13 protein-coding genes, 15 tRNA genes, 3 rRNA genes and 1 pseudogene are annotated in these 20,498 nt (G+C 39.6%); 27 read left to right on the top strand and 5 right to left on the bottom strand.

Annotated elements, in window-relative coordinates; all coding sequences use genetic code 11:
* The first annotated feature begins 98 nt into the window (after positions 1-98).
* The 18 genes from NSS71_RS20650 to NSS71_RS20565 all read left to right on the top strand — a co-directional run bounded on the left by NSS71_RS20650 (position 99) and on the right by NSS71_RS20565 (position 6,749).
* A 16S ribosomal RNA gene (locus tag NSS71_RS20650) occupies positions 99-1,646 on the top strand.
* A gap of 476 nt (positions 1,647-2,122) precedes the next feature.
* Positions 2,123-5,058 (top strand): 23S ribosomal RNA (locus tag NSS71_RS20645).
* Positions 5,059-5,217: 159 nt separating this feature from the next.
* Positions 5,218-5,334 (top strand): 5S ribosomal RNA (gene rrf / locus NSS71_RS20640).
* The 16S, 23S and 5S rRNA genes sit together here with 15 tRNA genes alongside, the layout of an rRNA operon.
* A gap of 10 nt (positions 5,335-5,344) precedes the next feature.
* Positions 5,345-5,419: transfer RNA gene (locus tag NSS71_RS20635), tRNA-Asn, on the top strand.
* A gap of 4 nt (positions 5,420-5,423) precedes the next feature.
* Positions 5,424-5,515, top strand: a tRNA-Ser gene (locus NSS71_RS20630).
* 18 nt (positions 5,516-5,533) lie between these two features.
* Positions 5,534-5,608: transfer RNA gene (locus NSS71_RS20625), tRNA-Glu, on the top strand.
* Positions 5,609-5,629: 21 nt separating this feature from the next.
* Positions 5,630-5,705, top strand: a tRNA-Val gene (locus tag NSS71_RS20620).
* Positions 5,706-5,715: 10 nt separating this feature from the next.
* Positions 5,716-5,789: transfer RNA gene (locus tag NSS71_RS20615), tRNA-Met, on the top strand.
* Between the two features lie 3 nt (positions 5,790-5,792).
* Positions 5,793-5,869: transfer RNA gene (locus NSS71_RS20610), tRNA-Asp, on the top strand.
* Between the two features lie 31 nt (positions 5,870-5,900).
* Positions 5,901-5,973 (top strand) — tRNA-Phe (locus tag NSS71_RS20605).
* 11 nt (positions 5,974-5,984) lie between these two features.
* Positions 5,985-6,068, top strand: a tRNA-Tyr gene (locus NSS71_RS20600).
* Between the two features lie 7 nt (positions 6,069-6,075).
* Positions 6,076-6,149 (top strand) — tRNA-Trp (locus NSS71_RS20595).
* A 19-nt stretch (positions 6,150-6,168) separates the two neighbouring features.
* Positions 6,169-6,244, top strand: a tRNA-His gene (locus NSS71_RS20590).
* Positions 6,245-6,288: 44 nt separating this feature from the next.
* Positions 6,289-6,363, top strand: a tRNA-Gln gene (locus NSS71_RS20585).
* A gap of 3 nt (positions 6,364-6,366) precedes the next feature.
* A tRNA-Gly gene (locus NSS71_RS20580) sits at positions 6,367-6,441 on the top strand.
* Positions 6,442-6,451: 10 nt separating this feature from the next.
* A tRNA-Cys gene (locus NSS71_RS20575) sits at positions 6,452-6,525 on the top strand.
* Between the two features lie 34 nt (positions 6,526-6,559).
* Positions 6,560-6,645, top strand: a tRNA-Leu gene (locus tag NSS71_RS20570).
* A 22-nt stretch (positions 6,646-6,667) separates the two neighbouring features.
* Positions 6,668-6,749: transfer RNA gene (locus NSS71_RS20565), tRNA-Leu, on the top strand.
* A gap of 92 nt (positions 6,750-6,841) precedes the next feature.
* Here NSS71_RS20565 and NSS71_RS20560 read toward each other — a convergent pair.
* Both NSS71_RS20560 and NSS71_RS20555 read right to left on the bottom strand, forming a co-directional pair.
* Positions 6,842-7,351, bottom strand: a complete 510-nt coding sequence (locus NSS71_RS20560) for a site-specific integrase (RefSeq protein ID WP_341152054.1) — start codon at positions 7,349-7,351, stop codon at positions 6,842-6,844.
* A gap of 806 nt (positions 7,352-8,157) precedes the next feature.
* A complete protein-coding gene (locus NSS71_RS20555) occupies positions 8,158-8,325 on the bottom strand; it encodes a hypothetical protein (protein WP_213087989.1) in 168 nt (55 codons plus the stop codon).
* Positions 8,326-9,020: 695 nt separating this feature from the next.
* On the opposite strand from NSS71_RS20555, the gene NSS71_RS20550 reads away from it, so the two are divergent.
* On the top strand, positions 9,021-9,761 hold the full coding sequence (locus NSS71_RS20550; RefSeq protein ID WP_341151997.1) for a CatB-related O-acetyltransferase: 741 nt from the start codon (positions 9,021-9,023) through the stop codon (positions 9,759-9,761).
* 200 nt (positions 9,762-9,961) lie between these two features.
* A pseudogene (locus tag NSS71_RS25745) lies at positions 9,962-10,030 on the top strand (hypothetical protein); the annotation flags it as partial.
* 278 nt (positions 10,031-10,308) lie between these two features.
* Here NSS71_RS25745 and NSS71_RS25740 read toward each other — a convergent pair.
* Positions 10,309-10,533 carry a hypothetical protein gene (locus NSS71_RS25740; protein ID WP_369691039.1) on the bottom strand — a complete coding sequence of 75 codons (225 nt, stop codon included), beginning with the start codon at positions 10,531-10,533 and terminating at the stop codon, positions 10,309-10,311.
* A 919-nt stretch (positions 10,534-11,452) separates the two neighbouring features.
* A complete protein-coding gene (locus NSS71_RS20545) occupies positions 11,453-12,220 on the bottom strand; it encodes a TVP38/TMEM64 family protein (RefSeq protein ID WP_061801218.1) in 768 nt (255 codons plus the stop codon).
* A 159-nt stretch (positions 12,221-12,379) separates the two neighbouring features.
* Between NSS71_RS20545 and NSS71_RS20540 the strand changes: the two genes are divergently transcribed.
* From NSS71_RS20540 to NSS71_RS20515, 6 genes are all read left to right on the top strand, one after another.
* Positions 12,380-13,072, top strand: a complete 693-nt coding sequence (locus NSS71_RS20540; RefSeq protein WP_047943313.1) for a response regulator transcription factor — start codon at positions 12,380-12,382, stop codon at positions 13,070-13,072.
* Entirely contained in the window at positions 13,065-14,405 is a 1,341-nt protein-coding gene (locus tag NSS71_RS20535) for a HAMP domain-containing sensor histidine kinase (protein WP_341151996.1), read from the top strand. The genes NSS71_RS20540 and NSS71_RS20535 overlap by 8 nt, the downstream gene beginning before the upstream one ends.
* 375 nt (positions 14,406-14,780) lie before the next feature.
* Positions 14,781-14,972: a hypothetical protein gene (locus tag NSS71_RS20530; protein WP_156485493.1), complete on the top strand. Its 192-nt coding sequence runs from the start codon at positions 14,781-14,783 to the stop codon at positions 14,970-14,972.
* 204 nt (positions 14,973-15,176) lie between these two features.
* Complete coding sequence (gene pssA / locus NSS71_RS20525; RefSeq protein ID WP_144581235.1) at positions 15,177-15,698, top strand: CDP-diacylglycerol--serine O-phosphatidyltransferase; 522 nt, start codon at positions 15,177-15,179, stop codon at positions 15,696-15,698.
* Between the two features lie 12 nt (positions 15,699-15,710).
* Entirely contained in the window at positions 15,711-17,495 is a 1,785-nt protein-coding gene (locus NSS71_RS20520; protein ID WP_341151995.1) for an ABC transporter ATP-binding protein, read from the top strand.
* Between the two features lie 59 nt (positions 17,496-17,554).
* On the top strand, positions 17,555-17,698 hold the full coding sequence (locus NSS71_RS20515) for an ABC transporter ATP-binding protein (protein ID WP_144546603.1): 144 nt from the start codon (positions 17,555-17,557) through the stop codon (positions 17,696-17,698).
* A 303-nt stretch (positions 17,699-18,001) separates the two neighbouring features.
* Here the strand turns inward: NSS71_RS20515 and NSS71_RS20510 are convergent, their stop codons facing one another.
* On the bottom strand, positions 18,002-18,847 hold the full coding sequence (locus NSS71_RS20510; protein ID WP_341151994.1) for a nuclease-related domain-containing protein: 846 nt from the start codon (positions 18,845-18,847) through the stop codon (positions 18,002-18,004).
* Between the two features lie 165 nt (positions 18,848-19,012).
* On the opposite strand from NSS71_RS20510, the gene NSS71_RS20505 reads away from it, so the two are divergent.
* Positions 19,013-20,092: a GntR family transcriptional regulator gene (locus NSS71_RS20505; RefSeq protein ID WP_251688529.1), complete on the top strand. Its 1,080-nt coding sequence runs from the start codon at positions 19,013-19,015 to the stop codon at positions 20,090-20,092.
* Positions 20,093-20,498: the final 406 nt, after the last annotated feature.

Genomic DNA, 20,498 nt, shown 5'->3' with positions numbered 1-20,498 from the left:
CTGAACAAACAAACGTCAACAATAATCGTTTTATAACGAATGTTGTAAAACAAAAAAGTAATAAAAAGCTAGAGTTTAGCAATGAGCTAATCAACTCTTTATTGGAGAGTTTGATCCTGGCTCAGGACGAACGCTGGCGGCGTGCCTAATACATGCAAGTCGAGCGGACTTTAAAAGCTTGCTTTTAAAGTTAGCGGCGGACGGGTGAGTAACACGTGGGCAACCTGCCTGTAAGACTGGGATAACTTCGGGAAACCGGAGCTAATACCGGATAATCCTTTTCCTCTCATGAGGAAAAGCTGAAAGACGGTTTACGCTGTCACTTACAGATGGGCCCGCGGCGCATTAGCTAGTTGGTGAGGTAACGGCTCACCAAGGCGACGATGCGTAGCCGACCTGAGAGGGTGATCGGCCACACTGGGACTGAGACACGGCCCAGACTCCTACGGGAGGCAGCAGTAGGGAATCTTCCGCAATGGACGAAAGTCTGACGGAGCAACGCCGCGTGAGTGATGAAGGTTTTCGGATCGTAAAACTCTGTTGTTAGGGAAGAACAAGTACAAGAGTAACTGCTTGTACCTTGACGGTACCTAACCAGAAAGCCACGGCTAACTACGTGCCAGCAGCCGCGGTAATACGTAGGTGGCAAGCGTTGTCCGGAATTATTGGGCGTAAAGCGCGCGCAGGCGGTCCTTTAAGTCTGATGTGAAAGCCCACGGCTCAACCGTGGAGGGTCATTGGAAACTGGGGGACTTGAGTGCAGAAGAGAAGAGTGGAATTCCACGTGTAGCGGTGAAATGCGTAGAGATGTGGAGGAACACCAGTGGCGAAGGCGACTCTTTGGTCTGTAACTGACGCTGAGGCGCGAAAGCGTGGGGAGCAAACAGGATTAGATACCCTGGTAGTCCACGCCGTAAACGATGAGTGCTAAGTGTTAGAGGGTTTCCGCCCTTTAGTGCTGCAGCAAACGCATTAAGCACTCCGCCTGGGGAGTACGGCCGCAAGGCTGAAACTCAAAGGAATTGACGGGGGCCCGCACAAGCGGTGGAGCATGTGGTTTAATTCGAAGCAACGCGAAGAACCTTACCAGGTCTTGACATCCTCTGACACTCCTAGAGATAGGACGTTCCCCTTCGGGGGACAGAGTGACAGGTGGTGCATGGTTGTCGTCAGCTCGTGTCGTGAGATGTTGGGTTAAGTCCCGCAACGAGCGCAACCCTTGATCTTAGTTGCCAGCATTCAGTTGGGCACTCTAAGGTGACTGCCGGTGACAAACCGGAGGAAGGTGGGGATGACGTCAAATCATCATGCCCCTTATGACCTGGGCTACACACGTGCTACAATGGATGGTACAAAGGGCAGCAAAACCGCGAGGTCGAGCAAATCCCATAAAACCATTCTCAGTTCGGATTGTAGGCTGCAACTCGCCTACATGAAGCTGGAATCGCTAGTAATCGCGGATCAGCATGCCGCGGTGAATACGTTCCCGGGCCTTGTACACACCGCCCGTCACACCACGAGAGTTTGTAACACCCGAAGTCGGTGGGGTAACCTTTTGGAGCCAGCCGCCTAAGGTGGGATAGATGATTGGGGTGAAGTCGTAACAAGGTAGCCGTATCGGAAGGTGCGGCTGGATCACCTCCTTTCTAAGGAAAATGGAATTTACATTCCATCAAAGATTGTTGACGATTTGATTGTTCAGTTTTGAGGGAGCAATTCCTCAAAAACAGTAATAAGTTTGAGGGTAAAGAGAAACGAGTAGATCAAGGAAGCGAATGCGCGAGCACCGGAGCGTACAACAGTACGTGAGGAGCAGAGCGAAGAAGCTGACGAAGAGATGCGAAGTTTATCTTTAGCCGAAATTGTTCCTTGAAAACTAGATTATGAAAAGTAAGAACCAAGAAAGAAACCGAGTAATCGCCATCTTAGATTCTCTATTTTAGAGAATTACTTCTTTGGAAAGTAATCGTATTAAACGAATACTCCTTCAAAGATTGGAGAGCAAAGAGAAGCAAGTAGGTCAAGGAAGCGACCGAACGAGCACCGGAGCGTACGACAGTACGTGAGGAGCAGAGTGAAGAAGCTGACGAAGAGATACGCCGCTTATCTTTGGTCGAAACTAAGTTAAGTTAGAAAGGGCGCACGGTGGATGCCTTGGCACTAGGAGCCGATGAAGGACGGGATTAACACCGATATGCTTTGGGGAGCTGTAAGTAAGCTTTGATCCAGAGATTTCCGAATGGGGAAACCCTCTATCCGTAATGGGATAGAATCTTTACCTGAATACATAGGGTACTGAAGGCAGACCCGGGGAACTGAAACATCTAAGTACCCGGAGGAAGAGAAAGCAAACGCGATTCCCTGAGTAGCGGCGAGCGAAACGGGATTAGCCCAAACCAAGAGGCTTGCCTCTTGGGGTTGTAGGACACTCTATATGGAGTTACAAAGGAACGGGGTAGACGAATCGATCTGGAAAGGTCAGTCGTAGAAGGTAAAAACCCTGTAGTCGAAACTTCGTTCCCTCTTGAGTGTATCCTGAGTACGGCGGGACACGAGAAATCCCGTCGGAAGCAGGGAGGACCATCTCCCAAGGCTAAATACTCCCTAGTGACCGATAGTGAACCAGTACCGTGAGGGAAAGGTGAAAAGCACCCCGGAAGGGGAGTGAAATAGATCCTGAAACCGTGTGCCTACAAGTAGTTAGAGCCCATTTATGGGTGATAGCGTGCCTTTTGTAGAATGAACCGGCGAGTTACGATTACATGCGAGGTTAAGTTGAAGAGACGGAGCCGCAGCGAAAGCGAGTCTGAATAGGGCGAAATAGTATGTGGTTGTAGACCCGAAACCAGGTGATCTACCCATGTCCAGGGTGAAGTCCAGGTAACACTGGATGGAGGCCCGAACCCACGCACGTTGAAAAGTGCGGGGATGAGGTGTGGGTAGCGGAGAAATTCCAATCGAACTTGGAGATAGCTGGTTCTCTCCGAAATAGCTTTAGGGCTAGCCTCAAGATTTAGAGTATTGGAGGTAGAGCACTGTTTGGACTAGGGGCCCCCATCGGGTTACCGAATTCAGACAAACTCCGAATGCCAAATACTTATTCTTGGGAGTCAGACTACGAGTGATAAGATCCGTGGTCAAGAGGGAAACAGCCCAGACCACCAGCTAAGGTCCCAAAGTATACGTTAAGTGGAAAAGGATGTGGAGTTGCTTAGACAACCAGGATGTTGGCTTAGAAGCAGCCACCATTTAAAGAGTGCGTAATAGCTCACTGGTCGAGTGACTCTGCGCCGAAAATGTACCGGGGCTAAACGTATCACCGAAGCTGTGGATTGACATCTATGATGTCAGTGGTAGGAGAGCGTTCTAAGGGCGTTGAAGCTAGACCGTAAGGACTGGTGGAGCGCTTAGAAGTGAGAATGCCGGTATGAGTAGCGAAAGATGAGTGAGAATCTCATCCACCGAATGCCTAAGGTTTCCTGAGGAAGGCTCGTCCGCTCAGGGTTAGTCGGGACCTAAGCCGAGGCTGAAAAGCGTAGGCGATGGACAACAGGTTGATATTCCTGTACCACCTTTAAATCGTTTGAGCAATGGGGGGACGCAGGAGGATAGGGTAAGCGTGCTGTTGGATTAGCACGTCCAAGCAGTTAGGCTGGTAATGAGGCAAATCCCATTACCACATAAGCGGAGCTGTGACGGCGAGGGAAATATAGTACCGAAGTTCCTGATTCCACACTGCCAAGAAAAGCCTCTAGCGAGATTTAGGGTGCCCGTACCGCAAACCGACACAGGTAGGCGAGGAGAGAATCCTAAGGTGAGCGAGAGAACTCTCGTTAAGGAACTCGGCAAAATGACCCCGTAACTTCGGGAGAAGGGGTGCTCTTGCGGGTGCAAGCCTGCGAGAGCCGCAGTGAATAGGCCCAGGCGACTGTTTAGCAAAAACACAGGTCTCTGCGAAGCCGCAAGGCGAAGTATAGGGGCTGACACCTGCCCGGTGCTGGAAGGTTAAGAGGAGGGGTTAGCACGTTAGTGCGAAGCTCTGAATTGAAGCCCCAGTAAACGGCGGCCGTAACTATAACGGTCCTAAGGTAGCGAAATTCCTTGTCGGGTAAGTTCCGACCCGCACGAAAGGTGTAACGATCTGGGCACTGTCTCAACGAGAGACTCGGTGAAATTATAGTACCTGTGAAGATGCAGGTTACCCGCGACAGGACGGAAAGACCCCGTGGAGCTTTACTGCAGCCTGATATTGAATTTTGGTACAGCTTGTACAGGATAGGTAGGAGCCTTGGAAGCCGGAGCGCCAGCTTCGGTGGAGGCATTGGTGGGATACTACCCTGGCTGTATTGACATTCTAACCCGCACCCCTGATCGGGGTGGGAGACAGTGTCAGGTGGGCAGTTTGACTGGGGCGGTCGCCTCCTAAAAAGTAACGGAGGCGCCCAAAGGTTCCCTCAGAATGGTTGGAAATCATTCGTAGAGTGTAAAGGCACAAGGGAGCTTGACTGCGAGACCTACAAGTCGAGCAGGGACGAAAGTCGGGCTTAGTGATCCGGTGGTTCCGCATGGAAGGGCCATCGCTCAACGGATAAAAGCTACCCCGGGGATAACAGGCTTATCTCCCCCAAGAGTCCACATCGACGGGGAGGTTTGGCACCTCGATGTCGGCTCATCGCATCCTGGGGCTGTAGTCGGTCCCAAGGGTTGGGCTGTTCGCCCATTAAAGCGGTACGCGAGCTGGGTTCAGAACGTCGTGAGACAGTTCGGTCCCTATCCGTCGTGGGCGTAGGAAATTTGAGAGGAGCTGTCCTTAGTACGAGAGGACCGGGATGGACGCACCGCTGGTGTACCAGTTGTCTTGCCAAAGGCATCGCTGGGTAGCTATGTGCGGAAGGGATAAGTGCTGAAAGCATCTAAGCATGAAGCCCCCCTCAAGATGAGATTTCCCATAGCGCAAGCTAGTAAGATCCCTGAAAGATGATCAGGTTGATAGGTCAGAGGTGGAAGCGTGGCGACATGTGGAGCTGACTGATACTAATAGATCGAGGACTTAACTAAAATGAAAAGCGGAAACGCCTGTTAATCGGCGATAAGCTGGACATAATGATTACTTGTTTCTTTCTTCTTACCATAATCTAGTTTTCAGGGAATAATTTTCTAAAATTATACTTGAAAAAATCTCAAAAACATGTATAATAAAATATGTCTTGAGAAAAGTCTGGTGGCGATAGCGAGAAGGTCACACCCGTTCCCATACCGAACACGGAAGTTAAGCTTCTCAGCGCCGATGGTAGTTGGGGGTTCTCCCCCTGTGAGAGTAGGACGTCGCCAGGCATACCATTATTCCGCAGTAGCTCAGTGGTAGAGCATTCGGCTGTTAACCGAACGGTCGTAGGTTCGAGTCCTACCTGCGGAGCCATATTGGAGAGCTGTCCGAGTGGCCGAAGGAGCACGATTGGAAATCGTGTAGGCGGGTAACCCTGTCTCAAGGGTTCAAATCCCTTGCTCTCCGCCATTATAACTTTTCAAATATGGCCCATTGGTCAAGCGGTTAAGACACCGCCCTTTCACGGCGGTAACACGGGTTCGAATCCCGTATGGGTCACCAATACATACCATTATACTTTATGGAGGATTAGCTCAGCTGGGAGAGCATCTGCCTTACAAGCAGAGGGTCGGCGGTTCGATCCCGTCATCCTCCACCATTAATATTATCGCGGGGTGGAGCAGTCTGGTAGCTCGTCGGGCTCATAACCCGAAGGTCGCAGGTTCAAATCCTGTCCCCGCAATCTGGTCCGGTAGTTCAGTTGGTTAGAATGCCTGCCTGTCACGCAGGAGGTCGCGGGTTCGAGTCCCGTCCGGACCGCCATTTTTTCAAAAAATAAATAGCATTAAGTAATGGCTCAGTAGCTCAGTCGGTAGAGCAAAGGACTGAAAATCCTTGTGTCGGCGGTTCGATTCCGTCCTGAGCCACCTTTTATGTCGGAGGGGTAGCGAAGTGGCTAAACGCGGCGGACTGTAAATCCGCTCCTTCGGGTTCGGCGGTTCGAATCCGTCCCCCTCCACCATTCATCTAGGGGTATAGTTTAAAGGTAGAACGAAGGTCTCCAAAACCTTTGGTGTGGGTTCGATTCCTACTACCCCTGCCAATTTCAAATAAATATTATGGCGGATATGGCGAAGTGGTTAACGCATCGGATTGTGGCTCCGACACTCGTGGGTTCGATTCCCATTATTCGCCCCATTTATTTTTGACACTTTTTTTATTTTATTGCATATATATAGTATTGGGCTATAGCCAAGCGGTAAGGCAACGGACTTTGACTCCGTCACTCGTTGGTTCGAATCCAGCTAGCCCAGCCATTCGCGGAAGTAGTTCAGTGGTAGAACACCACCTTGCCAAGGTGGGGGTCGCGGGTTCGAATCCCGTCTTCCGCTCCAATATATTTATGGCGGCATAGCCAAGTGGTAAGGCAGAGGTCTGCAAAACCTTTACCACCGGTTCGAATCCGGTTGCCGCCTCCATAATCGTTTATAATTTAAATTTGTTACATATCATGCCGGGGTGGCGGAACTGGCAGACGCACAGGACTTAAAATCCTGCGGTAGGTGACTACCGTACCGGTTCGATTCCGGTCCTCGGCATTACCAAACAAATTATAAACGCGCCGGTGTGGCGGAATTGGCAGACGCGCACGACTCAAAATCGTGTTCCTTCTGGAGTGTCGGTTCGACCCCGACCACCGGTATCTTTTTAAACAGCTTGACCCTTGTGGTTAAGCTGTTTTGCTTTTGATTGTCCCCAATTTGTCCCATTTTAATTAGATTCATCTAGAACACTTCAGATTTTTTCTTTTTCTTTCTCCTCTAATTCCTTTAAAACATGACGATACGTATTAATTACTCTTTTTGTGTCTTTATGCCCCATGTATTTAGCGACTACAGAAATATCAATTCCTTTTGCGAGCATGACAATACAATAGGTATGCCTACAGCCTGTTGCTGTAATAATTGGTTTTATCTTTAATTCATTGAGATAGCCTTTTAGTGCCTTATTTATTCCATTATTGGTTGGCAAACCATTTCTTTCATCAAAAAATATGAATCCGTCAGATATATCATGAATTTTCAAGCTTTTTTGTTTTGCTTTTAAAGAGTCGAGCACTTCCAATACATCAGAACTTACTGGAACTTCTCTAACTGAAGTAGAGTTTTTTGGTGGAGCAAATACATGACGAGCAGAGTCTATTCTTCGATATGTCTTAATCATGCCATTTTTGAAACCTATCTCTTCCCATGTTGATGCCATCACTTCTCCCACTCTAAAACCAGTTTTTAATTGTACATACAGGAAGTAAGGAATTATGCTGTAGGGTAATTCATTTTTTTCTTTAAAAAAGAGAGTAATGATTGATAGTCTGATAGAGATTCAATAAACTTCTCATTTTCTGTTTCACTTGTTTCTGTGAATTTATTTAACACTTAGTGTAAAATCCTTTATTAAAATGGAATCTTTTCTAGCTAAAAGAATTCCGTATAGCTCTGTTAAAGCGGACTGAGAGAATCCGCACCAACTTGTTTTCTATAATCATTTAGAATTTCTTGATACTCACTGTACTTCATTGTAGAAGCGACTTTATTACCAAACCATTTTTCTACTTGCTTGCCAACTTTTCTGTACTTATCTATAGTTCTTGTGCTTCTATTTTATCAATGACAGGAGCATAAGCTTCTAACTCCTCTTTTAAGCCATTCTCCGTGATAAAGAAGCGTTTTGTGCCATGACCATAGGATTTACATGCTCGATAATAAATTCGTCCTCTTATTTAGTAATTCGTAATGTTTGCATATTTTTTCAGTTCCTCGATAAAATCAAAATTTTTCATGTCAATAAACGGAGATTCCCAGTATTCAGCTGCTTTTTTTCCACTGCCTTGCATATATAACAATACTGAACCTTTCACCTCAATTGGGGGAATTTTCTCTAGGGTTGCAGAAACCCAAGACCATACGATAAGCCTCACTACTATTTGAGCCGAGGATAATTCTAAGAGCGAGATTACCGCGGTAGATCCGTAGAAAGAGTTTCAGACCTCATTTGTTGAGCAGCAATTAAAATAAAAACTCCTGATTGACGACCCAATAAAATTATTTGCTTTATTCCGTCCATAACCTCACTAACAACCCTTTTAGACTGCTTGTCTGTTCTACTAGCTTGGAAAGCTCCATTTCGTCAAATACGACCCAAACGGGTTTATAGCCATGGTCTAAGAATTTACTACCGTACTTGAAATTCTCATTCATGTAATCATAATATTCCTTCATTTCAGTTACCGCCAATCTGGACGACTCGAGCAATGTTATTCGGGTTGTTGGCACTCGTTCATCACTAAAGTAATGAGATGAATTTCCCAAATCTGAGTTTTTGGGTCAGCGATGTAAATAATATTTATGCTCTCGTTTACTTCTACACGACCTGTAGAAACCACATTTAATCGTTTAGGATGATTAAGAAAATAATGATATTCACAGACAAAAGGAGGGTCTATCTTTTCTTCCAAAGAAAAATTCAGTAATGCTGATAGTTTAACAACATTTCTTATTCCTTTTCGAGCATACTCTTCTTGAAGAGTATCAAGCGATAGATAATATTTTATCGCTTCAATAATAGGTCTGTTTTCGTTTCTATCTCTAGATTCATAATTTCGCTCCCTTTTTACATAGCTATTAATCTCATATAACCTTGAATATTAAGACCTCGTTTTTGATCAGACATAATTACTGTGTAAAACCATTTCTTTGTTGTAAGAAAAAGCTCAATGCTGAACCCTGGAGTCGTGTAAAATTTTTATAAGAGAGCTGGTAAATGATTTTAGACATGAATAAAAAGCGAATTAGCACAAAATAATTAGATGTGGTATATTTAGAAAAAAGTTCGAGATATGTATATTTATTATGATTGAATAAAGACTTTATAAAGGCAGTCTATGCTTATTTGAATAATTGCAAGAGGTGAAATAATGAATCAACGAGAAATAAAGCGTCTTACATCAGATATGATGAGAATCAATGATGATTTTTTTATCTATGGTACTGGAAGTGCTGCTAGCGAATTAGTAGCAAGAATAGGTTATTTTATTGTAAAGGTACCTTACTTTATTGACCGTATGGAAAGAGAGAGCATTCTGGGGAAAGAAGTAGTGAGCCTTGTCAATGTTGATTTTACGAAAGTGAAGAGGTTAATTATTGCAAGTGAATCGTATGAAGAAATATTACAAGTAATATCAAAATATACTTCCTTAGAGTCACTTCATATATATTTACCTTTTCGTCCAAAAGCAGATTTCAAAGATATTGTAGGGAAGTTTACATATGGAATTAATGATAAAACCGTTGAAAGTAAACATTATTTAAAGAGCGTGGGGAATTTTTGTTCGATTAATGCAGATGCAAATATAGGAACCTTAGGTAATCATCCCATAGATCTTGTTACAACCTCAAATATGCTGTGGAATCCAATGTGGAAAATGTTAGATCAATATGATCAAGAACTATTAGATAGATATAATAAGCCAATAGTTATAGAAAATGATGTATGGATTGCTACAAATGCAGTTGTATTGCCAGGAGTAACTATTCATAATGGAGCAATAGTAGCTGCAGGAGCGGTTGTCACTAAAGATGTTCCCCCATATGCAATTGTTGGCGGTGTTCCAGCTAAAGTAATCAGATATAGATTTGATTCCCATATCATGGGATGATGAAAAAATAAAAGCTAATTTCGAATTATTTTTTGATATTGAGAAGTTTGTGAAAACACATTCTATAAATTGTAATTGACGAATACAGATTTTTTACTCTTTCCTTCAAAAACATCCGTGCAATTGGTCTGATGATTTACATGATTGGAATAGTAAATTCGATATTTGGCATTTGTGAGAAACATTGATGTAGCAACGAAGTAGACAACATATACGATATTGTTTACGACGTAACTTTTAAGCCATCAGCCACTATTGAGTGGGAGTAAGAAAAAATAAGCTTAGAATCCTTGTTTTATAAGGGTTCTAAGCTATTTAATTGTTTAATTGCTAACAATTTTCTAACAATGCACATTAATTCAAAATAATTTTATCTCTTAACATATATTATTTTTCTCTTGAATTTACCATGGTTAATACTTGTTCTAAACTGATTGGAGAAAAATTATTCACATCGACGCCAACGTTTATCACACTAGGACCTAATATATTCCGAAAATATTCTTTCTTGTTATGATGTACATGCCCGTAGAGATGTATAGAATTATTATAAAACGAATCCCACTCTAAAATAGTGGAACAATACAAATGTTTTGTTGTTGTACTTGAATGAAAAATAATCTTTTATCCATTCGAAATATGAGCTTTCAAACTCTGGATCGTCAAGATAGTATTCATAATTGCCTTTAATTAAATATTTCTTCCCATTCAATGGCTCTAATATTTCGTTTGCTTGTTTTCCAGTCCCACGGACTACAAAATCCCCTAAAATATAAACTTCATCTTTTTGTTTAATGACAGCATTCCTTTCTTATTTGTTTTATTCTAACCATATATCATTTTTCTCTATTTATATATGAATAATCAATTTTAAAACTGGGTATTAGTGTAGCCCTTGTATACAATTATTTTCAGTAGTGCAAAGAAGGAACTGCTATTTTCTTTTTTAGCTTTGCCCCAACTATGTCCCATAAAATAAAAAAGTGTGACTTAGTTAAAAAATCTTGCTCACTTTAAATGAAGTGAAAACAGATTTTTTACTAGTTTAACTATCCAAATAGATAGTAAAAATCAAAAAATATCCCGACACCGGGTATCATTAGATTAATTTATGTCTAGATTAATCGCTAAAGAAAGCTCACAAACGTTGATTTAACAACATTTGTGAGCTTTCTTTGTTTTTAGAGTATACGATAGAAAACGATAAGATACGATATCTTTTCACAAGCTGTTATTCAAAATCGAGTGATCTGGCGCTTTGTAGGCTTTTTGCTTGACGCTAAATATAAAATCTATATATTTATCATTGCGCAATATACATTTCTGTACCTTCATGGACCAATAGACCCTACTAATTGTGATGGCTATAATTCCTCTAATTCAACTTTTGAAAGTAGTATGAATGGGTACAGTCATTTTACTAAAAATTGTTGCATTATATTTTTCCCCTATTTAAAGGGTTTTCTGTACTTGCAACTATTGGGATATTATTTTTTATATCAATGTACAATAAAGCCCAAACAAGTTGGCCTAGAAATCACTTGAATAAGCATAATTAGGTATCTACATTGATTAGGGCTATCCCTTGCGTGCGTTTGTGATTCCATCGATTTTACGCTCCACCAATAATGGCAAAAATAAAAATCGGTAGGTATTCTTTCTTTGCAGAATAATTGTTTCTTGTATTAGATTTATTCGCCCTTTTTTGTACACAAACTTTCCTTTTTGTTAATGCTGAGGTTTACCTTGGATTTGGCGGAATGACTTGTCCCTTTTGTTTTCTTCACATTGGAGAATCGATCCATCATTTTATCTTTATAGATATATCCGAGAATAAAACCAATAACAGCGATAACGGATATGATAATGGCTATGCTATATTGCTGCATATGAATGGTGGACCCCAAAGCGGCAGATGCAATAATCCACGGCAGACGACCAACTATAAGTATGGTGAAGAATCTTAATGAACTCATGGATGTAAGAGCGGCCACAAATACAAGCAGGTCTTTCGGCAAACCTGGAATCACGAAAAAGATAAATAAAAAGATTGAAAACTTTTTCTCATCCTGTATTAACGACATCCACTTATATTTTTTCTTTTGTAGTAGCTTTGAAATATAATCGCGCCCGATAAACCGAGTGAAATAAAAAGCAATCGCTGAGCCTATTATTAAGCCGATTGTAGTATATAAGGATCCTAATGTAACCCCGTAAATATAACCGCCTGCAACCTGTACGACTTCTCCTGGAATAGGCGCAACCACGATTTGAAGAATCTGAAATAAAATAAACATGACCGGTCCCCAATTACCTGTTGAATGAATAAACGCCCTAAAATTGTTCATGGACGACATAATCTTAATAATGGTAGGAGAATAATAGATCAAACCAATAGACAATATGAGAGTTAGACCTAATAGTATTGTTACGATTGTTTTTTTCGAAAGTTGTGGCATAGCTTAAAACTCCTTTATGTAATTACTTCTACCTGTTTGTAGTATAGAATGGATAAATTAAGAGTTACATACATAATTTCTGAAGAATTCTTAAGTCGACTGTATTTACTGGTAGTTGCACAAAACGACTATTATACTGATATTAGACGAGGTGATCAGATGAACAAGCAAATCTTAATTGCTGATGATAACAGTGAAATCCGAGAAATTGTAAGGATTTTGTTAGAAAGTGAGAATTATGAAGTGATTGAAGCGATAGATGGTCAAGATGCGATTAATAAAGTAAATGAAGAGACAGATCTTATTATTTTAGATATGATGATGCCCAATAAATCAGGGCTGAAGGCGTGTTTGGAGATTCGTGAAAAAACAAGCGCACCGATCTTATTCCTTACTGCGAAAACGCAGGATTCGGACAAACAATTGGCCTTCTCTTCAGGCAGTGATGACTTTTTGTCCAAACCTTTTTCTTATACAGAACTTGTTTCGAGAGTGAAGGCTTTACTGCGGAGATATTATGTCTATCGTGGCAAGGAGAAGACTGAGGAAACGGAGCATATTATCATTAAGGATCTTACGATTTACCAGGATGCAAAGACTGTATTTGTTGGAGAGAAGGAAATCACTTTGACTGAAATTGAATACCAGATTTTGCTGCTGTTAGCTAAGAAACGACGTAAGGTGTTTTCGGCAGAAAACATATATGAAAGTGTTTGGGGGCAACCCTACTTTTATACCTGTAATAACACAGTTATGGTCCATATTCGTAATTTGAGAAGTAAGCTGGAAGATGACCCGCAGAACCCTAAATATGTAAAGACTGTTTGGGGAAAGGGGTACAAAATTGAATAGATTACTAATGGGGAAAAAACTTAAGATCAAGCTCGTTCTGGCAGTATTAATTTCCTCAGCTATTTCTTTAAGTGTTTTCGGCATTTTACAAGTCGTTGGCGAGAAAGTGTTAAATAGTTATTTAAGCAAATCCGCTTTTATGGAAAATAGGCAGCAAGACGCGCTTGAACGATTCGAAGAGTTTGTGAATAGCAAAAACGTGTCCACACGTGATCGAGAGCAATTGTCTGAATGGATAAATAATGAGCGATATTTGAATCTGTATATTTTTGCAAAAGAGAAATTAATTTTCTCATCAAATAAAGAGGTTGATCCTGCTATTAACGAAGAGCTACTAACTCGATTTACGCCTTCGGAAATACCTACTACCGTCCATTTTGCGGATCAAGATGCCCAGATCTACTTGGTAGGCCTTTATGAGTATCAATACTATAATCTCATTTTGTTTATTGGTATTTTCATAGCAGCCATTATATTCATTATCTCCTTCTTACTGATAATTAATAAGAAAACATCTTATATTGGAGTACTTGAACAAGAGATCAAAATACTTGAAGGTGGAAATTTAGATTATTCAATTACTGTTTCTGGAAAGGATGAATTATCCTCTTTGGCCCAAAGTATTGATGAGATGAGGAAATCATTTGCTGAGCGACTCGGCAGTGAGGAGAGGATGAGGATGGCCAATCGCGAATTGATCACGGCAATTTCCCACGATTTACGCACTCCACTTACAATTTTGCTGGGGTATATGGATATCATCGAGCTTAACAAGTATAAGACTCATGAGGATTTGCTGCAATATATCCATAATAGCCGGGAAAAGGCCTATCAAATCAAAGCGCTATCGGACAAACTATTCGAATATTTTACGGTGTCCTCTGCCGCTGAAGAAGAGGAAGTGGAATTTGAATTATATGAGGGCAGAGCGCTTATAGATCAACTCATTGATGAGCAACTGGTGGTTATGGAAAATTTAGATATTCAAGTTCAAGCAGATCCATATGATGAGCAATTTTTACTGGAAATCAATTTGGTCGCTATACGCCGTGTATTCGATAATATATTTTCAAATATTCGAAAGTATGCCGATCCGACGCATCCCATTCTTATTCAGGTTTCCTTGAAACAACAATGGGTCGATCTTAGGTTCGAGAATAAAATTTTACGTGAAGCCGAAAAGGAAGATAGCAACAAAATTGGGCTCGTTAGTTGCCAGAAAATAATACAGAAGCACAACGGGACGTTGAACGTATCGGTACGAAAAGATACTTTTTTGCTACAGGTAACGTTACCTGTCATTTTAAATAAAACCGCACAGACTTTTGAATGATTCTGGGGCATCCAACTTGTCACTGGAACCAAAATCAGTTGTTTCCGAGTCAAGGAGGGAATGGGGCTTCACTCTCCGCGGTTTGAATTTGTATCTAAATAAATTAATCTCTAACAACATAAGGAGTTAAACTATTTTTTTATTGAAGCTGTGTTTATGTTCTGTATGTTTTATCTCTATGTGTTGATATATTCAATGAATTATCAGGAGATTGTTATAAAGAATAATGGTGTGTTCTTGGTAGCCTTATTCTTATTTGTTCTATACTTGTTGATAAATGTAGTGTATATAGCTTCAAAGTAGATATATAGATCCATGATGAAAAAGGTGCAGAAGAAAAACAATTGAGAAAATAAATCCATAAGGGACAGAACCGTGGTGAAGCAACAGGACGGCGATCTGGTTAAGATTGCAAATGGAGCGTTCGAGGTCATGGTTTATCAGCATCCTGGCATTAACAATTATATAATCAATAAAAGCAGACTGGTTGATGGTCTGCTTTTATTATTTCTTTCATATCAATGCTCCTTTTCCATTTATCATTCAGTTGTACTAACAAGTTGTTAAATTAGCTACCCATAAAATGTAAATACTAAGCGACTTAAGAATTCTTAAGAATTATGAACCCCCCATCTTAAGAAATCTCCCATAATCTTATATATCATAAGCAAACAGGAAAGGGTAGATTACAGTGCGAAAACGATTTAACCAGATTACCAAATATCAATAAATGGGAGTCATAATAAAATTCATTATTAGTGAGGAGAACCTATGTTTATAAAGAATATTCCCAATCTGCTTACCTTTGTAAATTTGTCATTTGGGGTACTTTCAATTGTCGAGGTTATTAATCAAAATTACTTCGCAAGTGCCATATATATTATTATTGCAGCATTTATAGATCGATACGATGGAAGAATCGCTAGACGATTAGATGTTTGCAGTGAATTCGGTAAAGAATTGGATTCCTTGTCCGATTTGGTTTCCTTTGGGATTGCTCCAGCTTTACTTGTTTATTTTAAATTTAACTTTGATGATCTTGGCATGCTGAGACTTGTAGGTATAGTTGCTCTATTGTTATACGTCGTCAGCGGTTCATATAGATTAGCACGATTTAATATCAAAGAGTTTGAGGGTATCTTTCGTGGAATTCCAATAACCGTGGCAGGTTTTATTCTGTCCATTTACTCAGTGATTGCACCAAGCACGATTAATTTAACACTTATATCGGTAATTTCATTATTTGCTTTTTCCTATTTAATGGTATCAAGTATAAAATTTAAAAAAATATAGTAAGGAGTAATTATGAGCAATCAAGAGAAATTTACAAATATTCGCGATCGTGACAACTCTTTAAATAAAACCGGTCTACGCTATTTAGCGAAGCTTTTATTTTCTACAGAAGTTCCCAAGCTGGTTCTAAGCATAGCCCTTATTTTAAGTATTATCAGTTCATTTGTGGGGTTGATTGTTCCGATAGCTACTGGAAAAATAATTGACCAATTTCGTTTGGAATTAATAAATGCCACTACGATTATACAGCTTGTCTTTATCTTTATTTTGCAAGCCGTATCAAGTGGATTCTCATACTATCTGTTAGCTTATGTCGGAAATAGAATGGTCAATCAATTGCGTAAACAGCTTTGGGAAAAGATGCTTCATTTACAGATGAGTTTCTTTGATCGCTACCGCTCTGCGGATCTTATGAGTCGCATCGCAAACGATACAAATGAGATTAAATCACTCATTACCGATCACTTCATCAACTTTATTTCCAACTTGATTACAGTTATTGGTGCAGTGGCCATGTTATTTTATTTAGATTGGCAAATGACGTTAATCATTATGTTGGTATTACCTATTAGTTTAGCTGTAATGATGCCGATGGGGAATAAGATGTATGAAAATTCCGTGCGTTTACAGGAACATTTGGCAGCACTATCCTCGACGCTGTCCCAAATCATTGGGGAAATGAGACTGGTTAAGGCTTCTAACTCGGAGAGAAAAGAATTAAAAAACGGTGAAGCTAACATGGATGATTTATTTCAATCGGAAATGAAAGAAGCTCGGGTTAATGCAGTACTGATGCCATTGATGACATTAATTATGATTGTGCTACTAGTTGTAATTATCGGTTATGGCGGAGTGCGTGTTTCTTCGGGAGCTCTTACTGCAGGGAAACTTGTAGCATATATCTTACTTTTGTTTCAAATTATGATGCCTGTTGAACAGTTTGGAGCATTTTTTTCGAATTTAAAAAAAGTAATGGGATCGACAGAGAGGCTAAGGCTTATCTTGGAACAGCCTCTCGAAGCTGACAACAAAAAGGATGTGATGCCGGACAAGCATAACATCTTAGAGTTTCGCAAGGTTTGCTTTGGTTATGAAAGAGATAAGCAAATCTTGCTAAATGCTTCTTTTACGATACCAGATCGTAAAGTAACTGCTTTTGTTGGTCCTAGCGGAAGCGGAAAAACAACCATTTTTTCGCTTATTGAGAGATTTTATGATCCGGAAACTGGAAACATATATTGGGGTGATACGCCAATCGACTCTTTTTCACTCCATGATTGGCGCAAAAAAATTGGTTATGTGTCTCAAGAAAGCTCTCTTATATCAGGTACAATCCGAGAAAATATTATCTATGGGCGAGAAGACGAAGTGAGTGAGTTGGAGATGATGAATGTAGCCCGACTTGCATATGCCCATGATTTCATTGACGCTTTACCAAGAAAGTATGAAACAGAGGTAGGAGAAAGAGGAATTCAGCTATCAGGCGGACAACGCCAGCGTATAGCTATTGCTCGTGCTTTGTTGCGACAACCGGATATTTTGCTGTTAGATGAAGCAACCGCTAGCTTGGACAGTGACTCAGAACATGAAGTCCAAAAGGCACTGCATTATTTGATGCAAGATCGTACAACCATTGTAATTGCACATAGATTATCGACAGTTGTACATGCGGATCAAATTATTGTATTTGAGTATGGACATGTTACAGGAGTTGGAAAACATGAAGAATTACTTCAGACACACCCTTCTTATGCTGCATGGGCAAATAAGCAATTTCAAGGTATACAGAGACTATAAACTATAAGCATGTTCGCTGAAATTTTCAAAAACCTATATTTTTACTTGGTGAAATTGCTATGGAAGTCATCATTTCGTTGTTTATGGCTGAATTAATTGATCAAGGGATTACCAGTGGCCAGATGAATCAGGTGTGGGGAATAGGGGGAAGCCCCTTAACCCCCAACTCACTCTCTCTATTTGAAAAACAGGAAAACGATTAAAAATGAAAACCCTCCTTATTAGTGATTTTGGTATAGTTTTTCGTTTAATCCAAGAATATTCTTTGTCTATTTAGAATTTTATTAATAGAGGTTATTTATAGAGTAAGAATTTTTCGCAAAGGAATTGTTAGATTATTTTTTAAAAGAATGACAAGTGAAGAAAGAAAAAATACTGAAAAATCTATAAAAATAGGATTTTTTTTTTAAGCTTGTTTTATCAGCAAGTTCCATATATTCCTTTTTTCACTTAATTATCCATTAAGATTTATGTTTCTATTATCTAAATGGATATTAACTTCTGTTTTACAAACTTTTTTGATGCTCATAACAATAAATTTTTCCTTGGAACTTCTTATTAGATAAACAGAATGATTTTACTTTATCTGATACAGCTTTCTGACAGACTATACATTTATTTTCCTTTTCTTTTTTGTCAGTGATGTTCTTCTTTTCTTCGATAATATCTATATGTTGCTTTCTAATTGCTGCGTCTGTAATATTAGCATTCACAAGTGAATTGTAGATCATCTCCATTTCACTTTTTAGAAAAAGGGGGTTTGGGTATTGTAATTTAAGAACAGCAACTTTTCTATTAATAAACTGAGTTAATTCAACATCGTAAATGACCAATTCAGTAGAACTAATCTTACGCAATTCTTCCTCTATTTTAAATGTGCATCTCTTTGTAAAGGAAACTACTGAAATAAAGTATGGATGATATTTTGCTTCTATAAAACTTTTGAGGGCTTGAATATGACCATAATTCTGCATTAAAGGATTCATCATTTTGAACTTACCATTAATTAACCAAGTTTTTCTATCTTTTCCTCCATAAATAGTTCCTTGATAATTCTTCGTTTCGATGACGAATAAACCATAAGGGGTTATGATAACGTGGTCAATCTGAGAATACCCTGTTGATGATTTAGGATTTTTAATGAATAAATCATTTAAATACATATAATCTTTAGGTAGCTGGGATAGTTGAATATCAATTTTGTATTCGCCGAGTTCACCTTTTCTAACAGCAGATTGGTTGATTTCTATTTTGGTTGTGGAGTTGTTTCTATTTTTTATGTTACTTGGAGTTTCTTCCGACTTTTTAATTGTATTTTTCTTTTTATTTTTAAATAGAAAATCTAAAAACATGATCTACCTCTTTCTATTGGAAATATTTTTCTATACCTTAATATCGACTTATTGGGGAATTTTTTTAGAGACCCAAAAGAATGACCCTCCCCCTTCATCTTTCACGCCAAACTTAGTATAGTAGATATATATTTTCCATTAGTTATACACAAAAACGGCTGGAGGATGAGTACAATCAAAAACGAACCATTATATCAGCAGATTCAAAATAAGATAATAGAGCGGATAAAGGACGGGAAATGGAGAGTAGGAGACAGGGTTCCTTCTGAGAAGGATTTGATGGATGAATTTCATGTAAGCCAGATTACTACCAAGAATGCGTTGGCTGGCTTAGCGGATCAAGGAATTGTGGAGCGGATTAAGGGGAAAGGGACGTTTGTTATTGAAAGTAGTTTAACAGGTTCAATAGCAAGAAACCAAACTTCAAGTGGGTTGATTGGATTAATTATTCCAACGATGAAGACAAAGGTGGAGCAGGATTTTGTCAATTTTCTTGAACAATATGTGACGGAGCAAGGGTATAACTTAGTCATTAAGATTTCTAGAGAATCACAACTAAAAGAAGCGGAAGCTATTGAGACATTTCGTGTGATAGGTGTGGAAGGAATTATTATTTTTCCGGCAGAAAAGGAAATGTATAATGAAGCGGTTCTTCGACTGTCACTAGACAAGTTTCCCCTCGTATTGATTGATCGATATATGAAAAATATTTCTACCTATAGTGTCAGTTCCGAAAATACTCAAGGGGCGTTTGCGGCTATTTCTTATTTGTTGGATAAAGGATATGAACAGATTGGACTTATCTCTCCCTTAATAACAAACACGGTTACGGAAGAAAGAGCAAAAGGATTTGAACAAGCTTTTTTTAGAAAAGAAATTACAATTGATAAAAACCTTTGGCTAACACTGCCATTTGATAAAATCTCCGTTCAGGAAACGCCTGCAATAATTAAACAATTTTTATTAGAAAACCCGAAGCTAGCTTGCCTATTTACGATGAATGCGGAATTGGCACAGTATGCGCATCGTGCTATTTTAGAAGTTCAAAAAGAGTCCTTGCGTCAAATAGAGTTGGTTACTTTTGATTTTCCTGGAATAGAAGGGATTACCTTTGTTCAGCAGGATATCCAGCAGTGCAGCAAGGATGCGGTGAAGTTATTAATGCAGCAAATGGCTGGAGAATACGAACCAAAACGAATATTTATCCCAGTAAATGTAGTGATTGCCGAAGAAAATAGAAAGTAAGAATGCTACCTGACTATGGTAGTTTTTTTGTTGGGAAAATATCCTCCTCACCTTTTTTCCACTTGCAGTTCTTTCCTTTTTCTTCTAATAAGTAGGACTTTTCCATCAAAAAAGTATAAAAGGTATATTATATACTAAATTTAGTATATTTTTACGAATGAGGATAATATAAGATGTTTGTAAGCGCTTTTATTTTAAAAGAGCAACATTAAGTAGATAATTTTTAGATGAATCGTTTTCCTCTCTTCTATATGATTTCTAAACAATGAGATGGTAATAGTAGATTACATTAATCCAACAAAATTTAACAGAACAGTATTTTACTAGAATATAGGTATTCAGGGTGTACAAAATCAACTTATAACTGATCAGGTATGCCCTTTTTATATAGATGGTAGTTCAACAA

It is taken from the genome of Niallia sp. FSL W8-0951, assembly GCF_038006525.1.
GTDB classification, from domain to species: domain Bacteria; phylum Bacillota; class Bacilli; order Bacillales; family Cytobacillaceae; genus Niallia; species Niallia circulans.
This window is presented reverse-complemented; position numbering and strand designations above follow the sequence as displayed.

Excerpts from the sequence above, each read along its gene's own strand:
- NSS71_RS20555 (WP_213087989.1), bottom strand. The coding sequence starts at position 8,325 with ATGAAGGAATATTATGATTACATGAATGAGAATTTCAAGTACGGTAGT.
- NSS71_RS20515 (WP_144546603.1), top strand. The coding sequence starts at position 17,555 with ATGGAAGTCATCATTTCGTTGTTTATGGCTGAATTAATTGATCAAGGG.
- NSS71_RS20550 (WP_341151997.1), top strand. The coding sequence starts at position 9,021 with ATGAATCAACGAGAAATAAAGCGTCTTACATCAGATATGATGAGAATC.
- NSS71_RS20520 (WP_341151995.1), top strand. The coding sequence starts at position 15,711 with ATGAGCAATCAAGAGAAATTTACAAATATTCGCGATCGTGACAACTCT.
- NSS71_RS20505 (WP_251688529.1), top strand. The coding sequence starts at position 19,013 with ATGAGTACAATCAAAAACGAACCATTATATCAGCAGATTCAAAATAAG.
- NSS71_RS20540 (WP_047943313.1), top strand. The coding sequence starts at position 12,380 with ATGAACAAGCAAATCTTAATTGCTGATGATAACAGTGAAATCCGAGAA.
- NSS71_RS20545 (WP_061801218.1), bottom strand. The coding sequence starts at position 12,220 with ATGCCACAACTTTCGAAAAAAACAATCGTAACAATACTATTAGGTCTA.
- pssA (WP_144581235.1), top strand. The coding sequence starts at position 15,177 with ATGTTTATAAAGAATATTCCCAATCTGCTTACCTTTGTAAATTTGTCA.
- NSS71_RS20510 (WP_341151994.1), bottom strand. The coding sequence starts at position 18,847 with ATGTTTTTAGATTTTCTATTTAAAAATAAAAAGAAAAATACAATTAAA.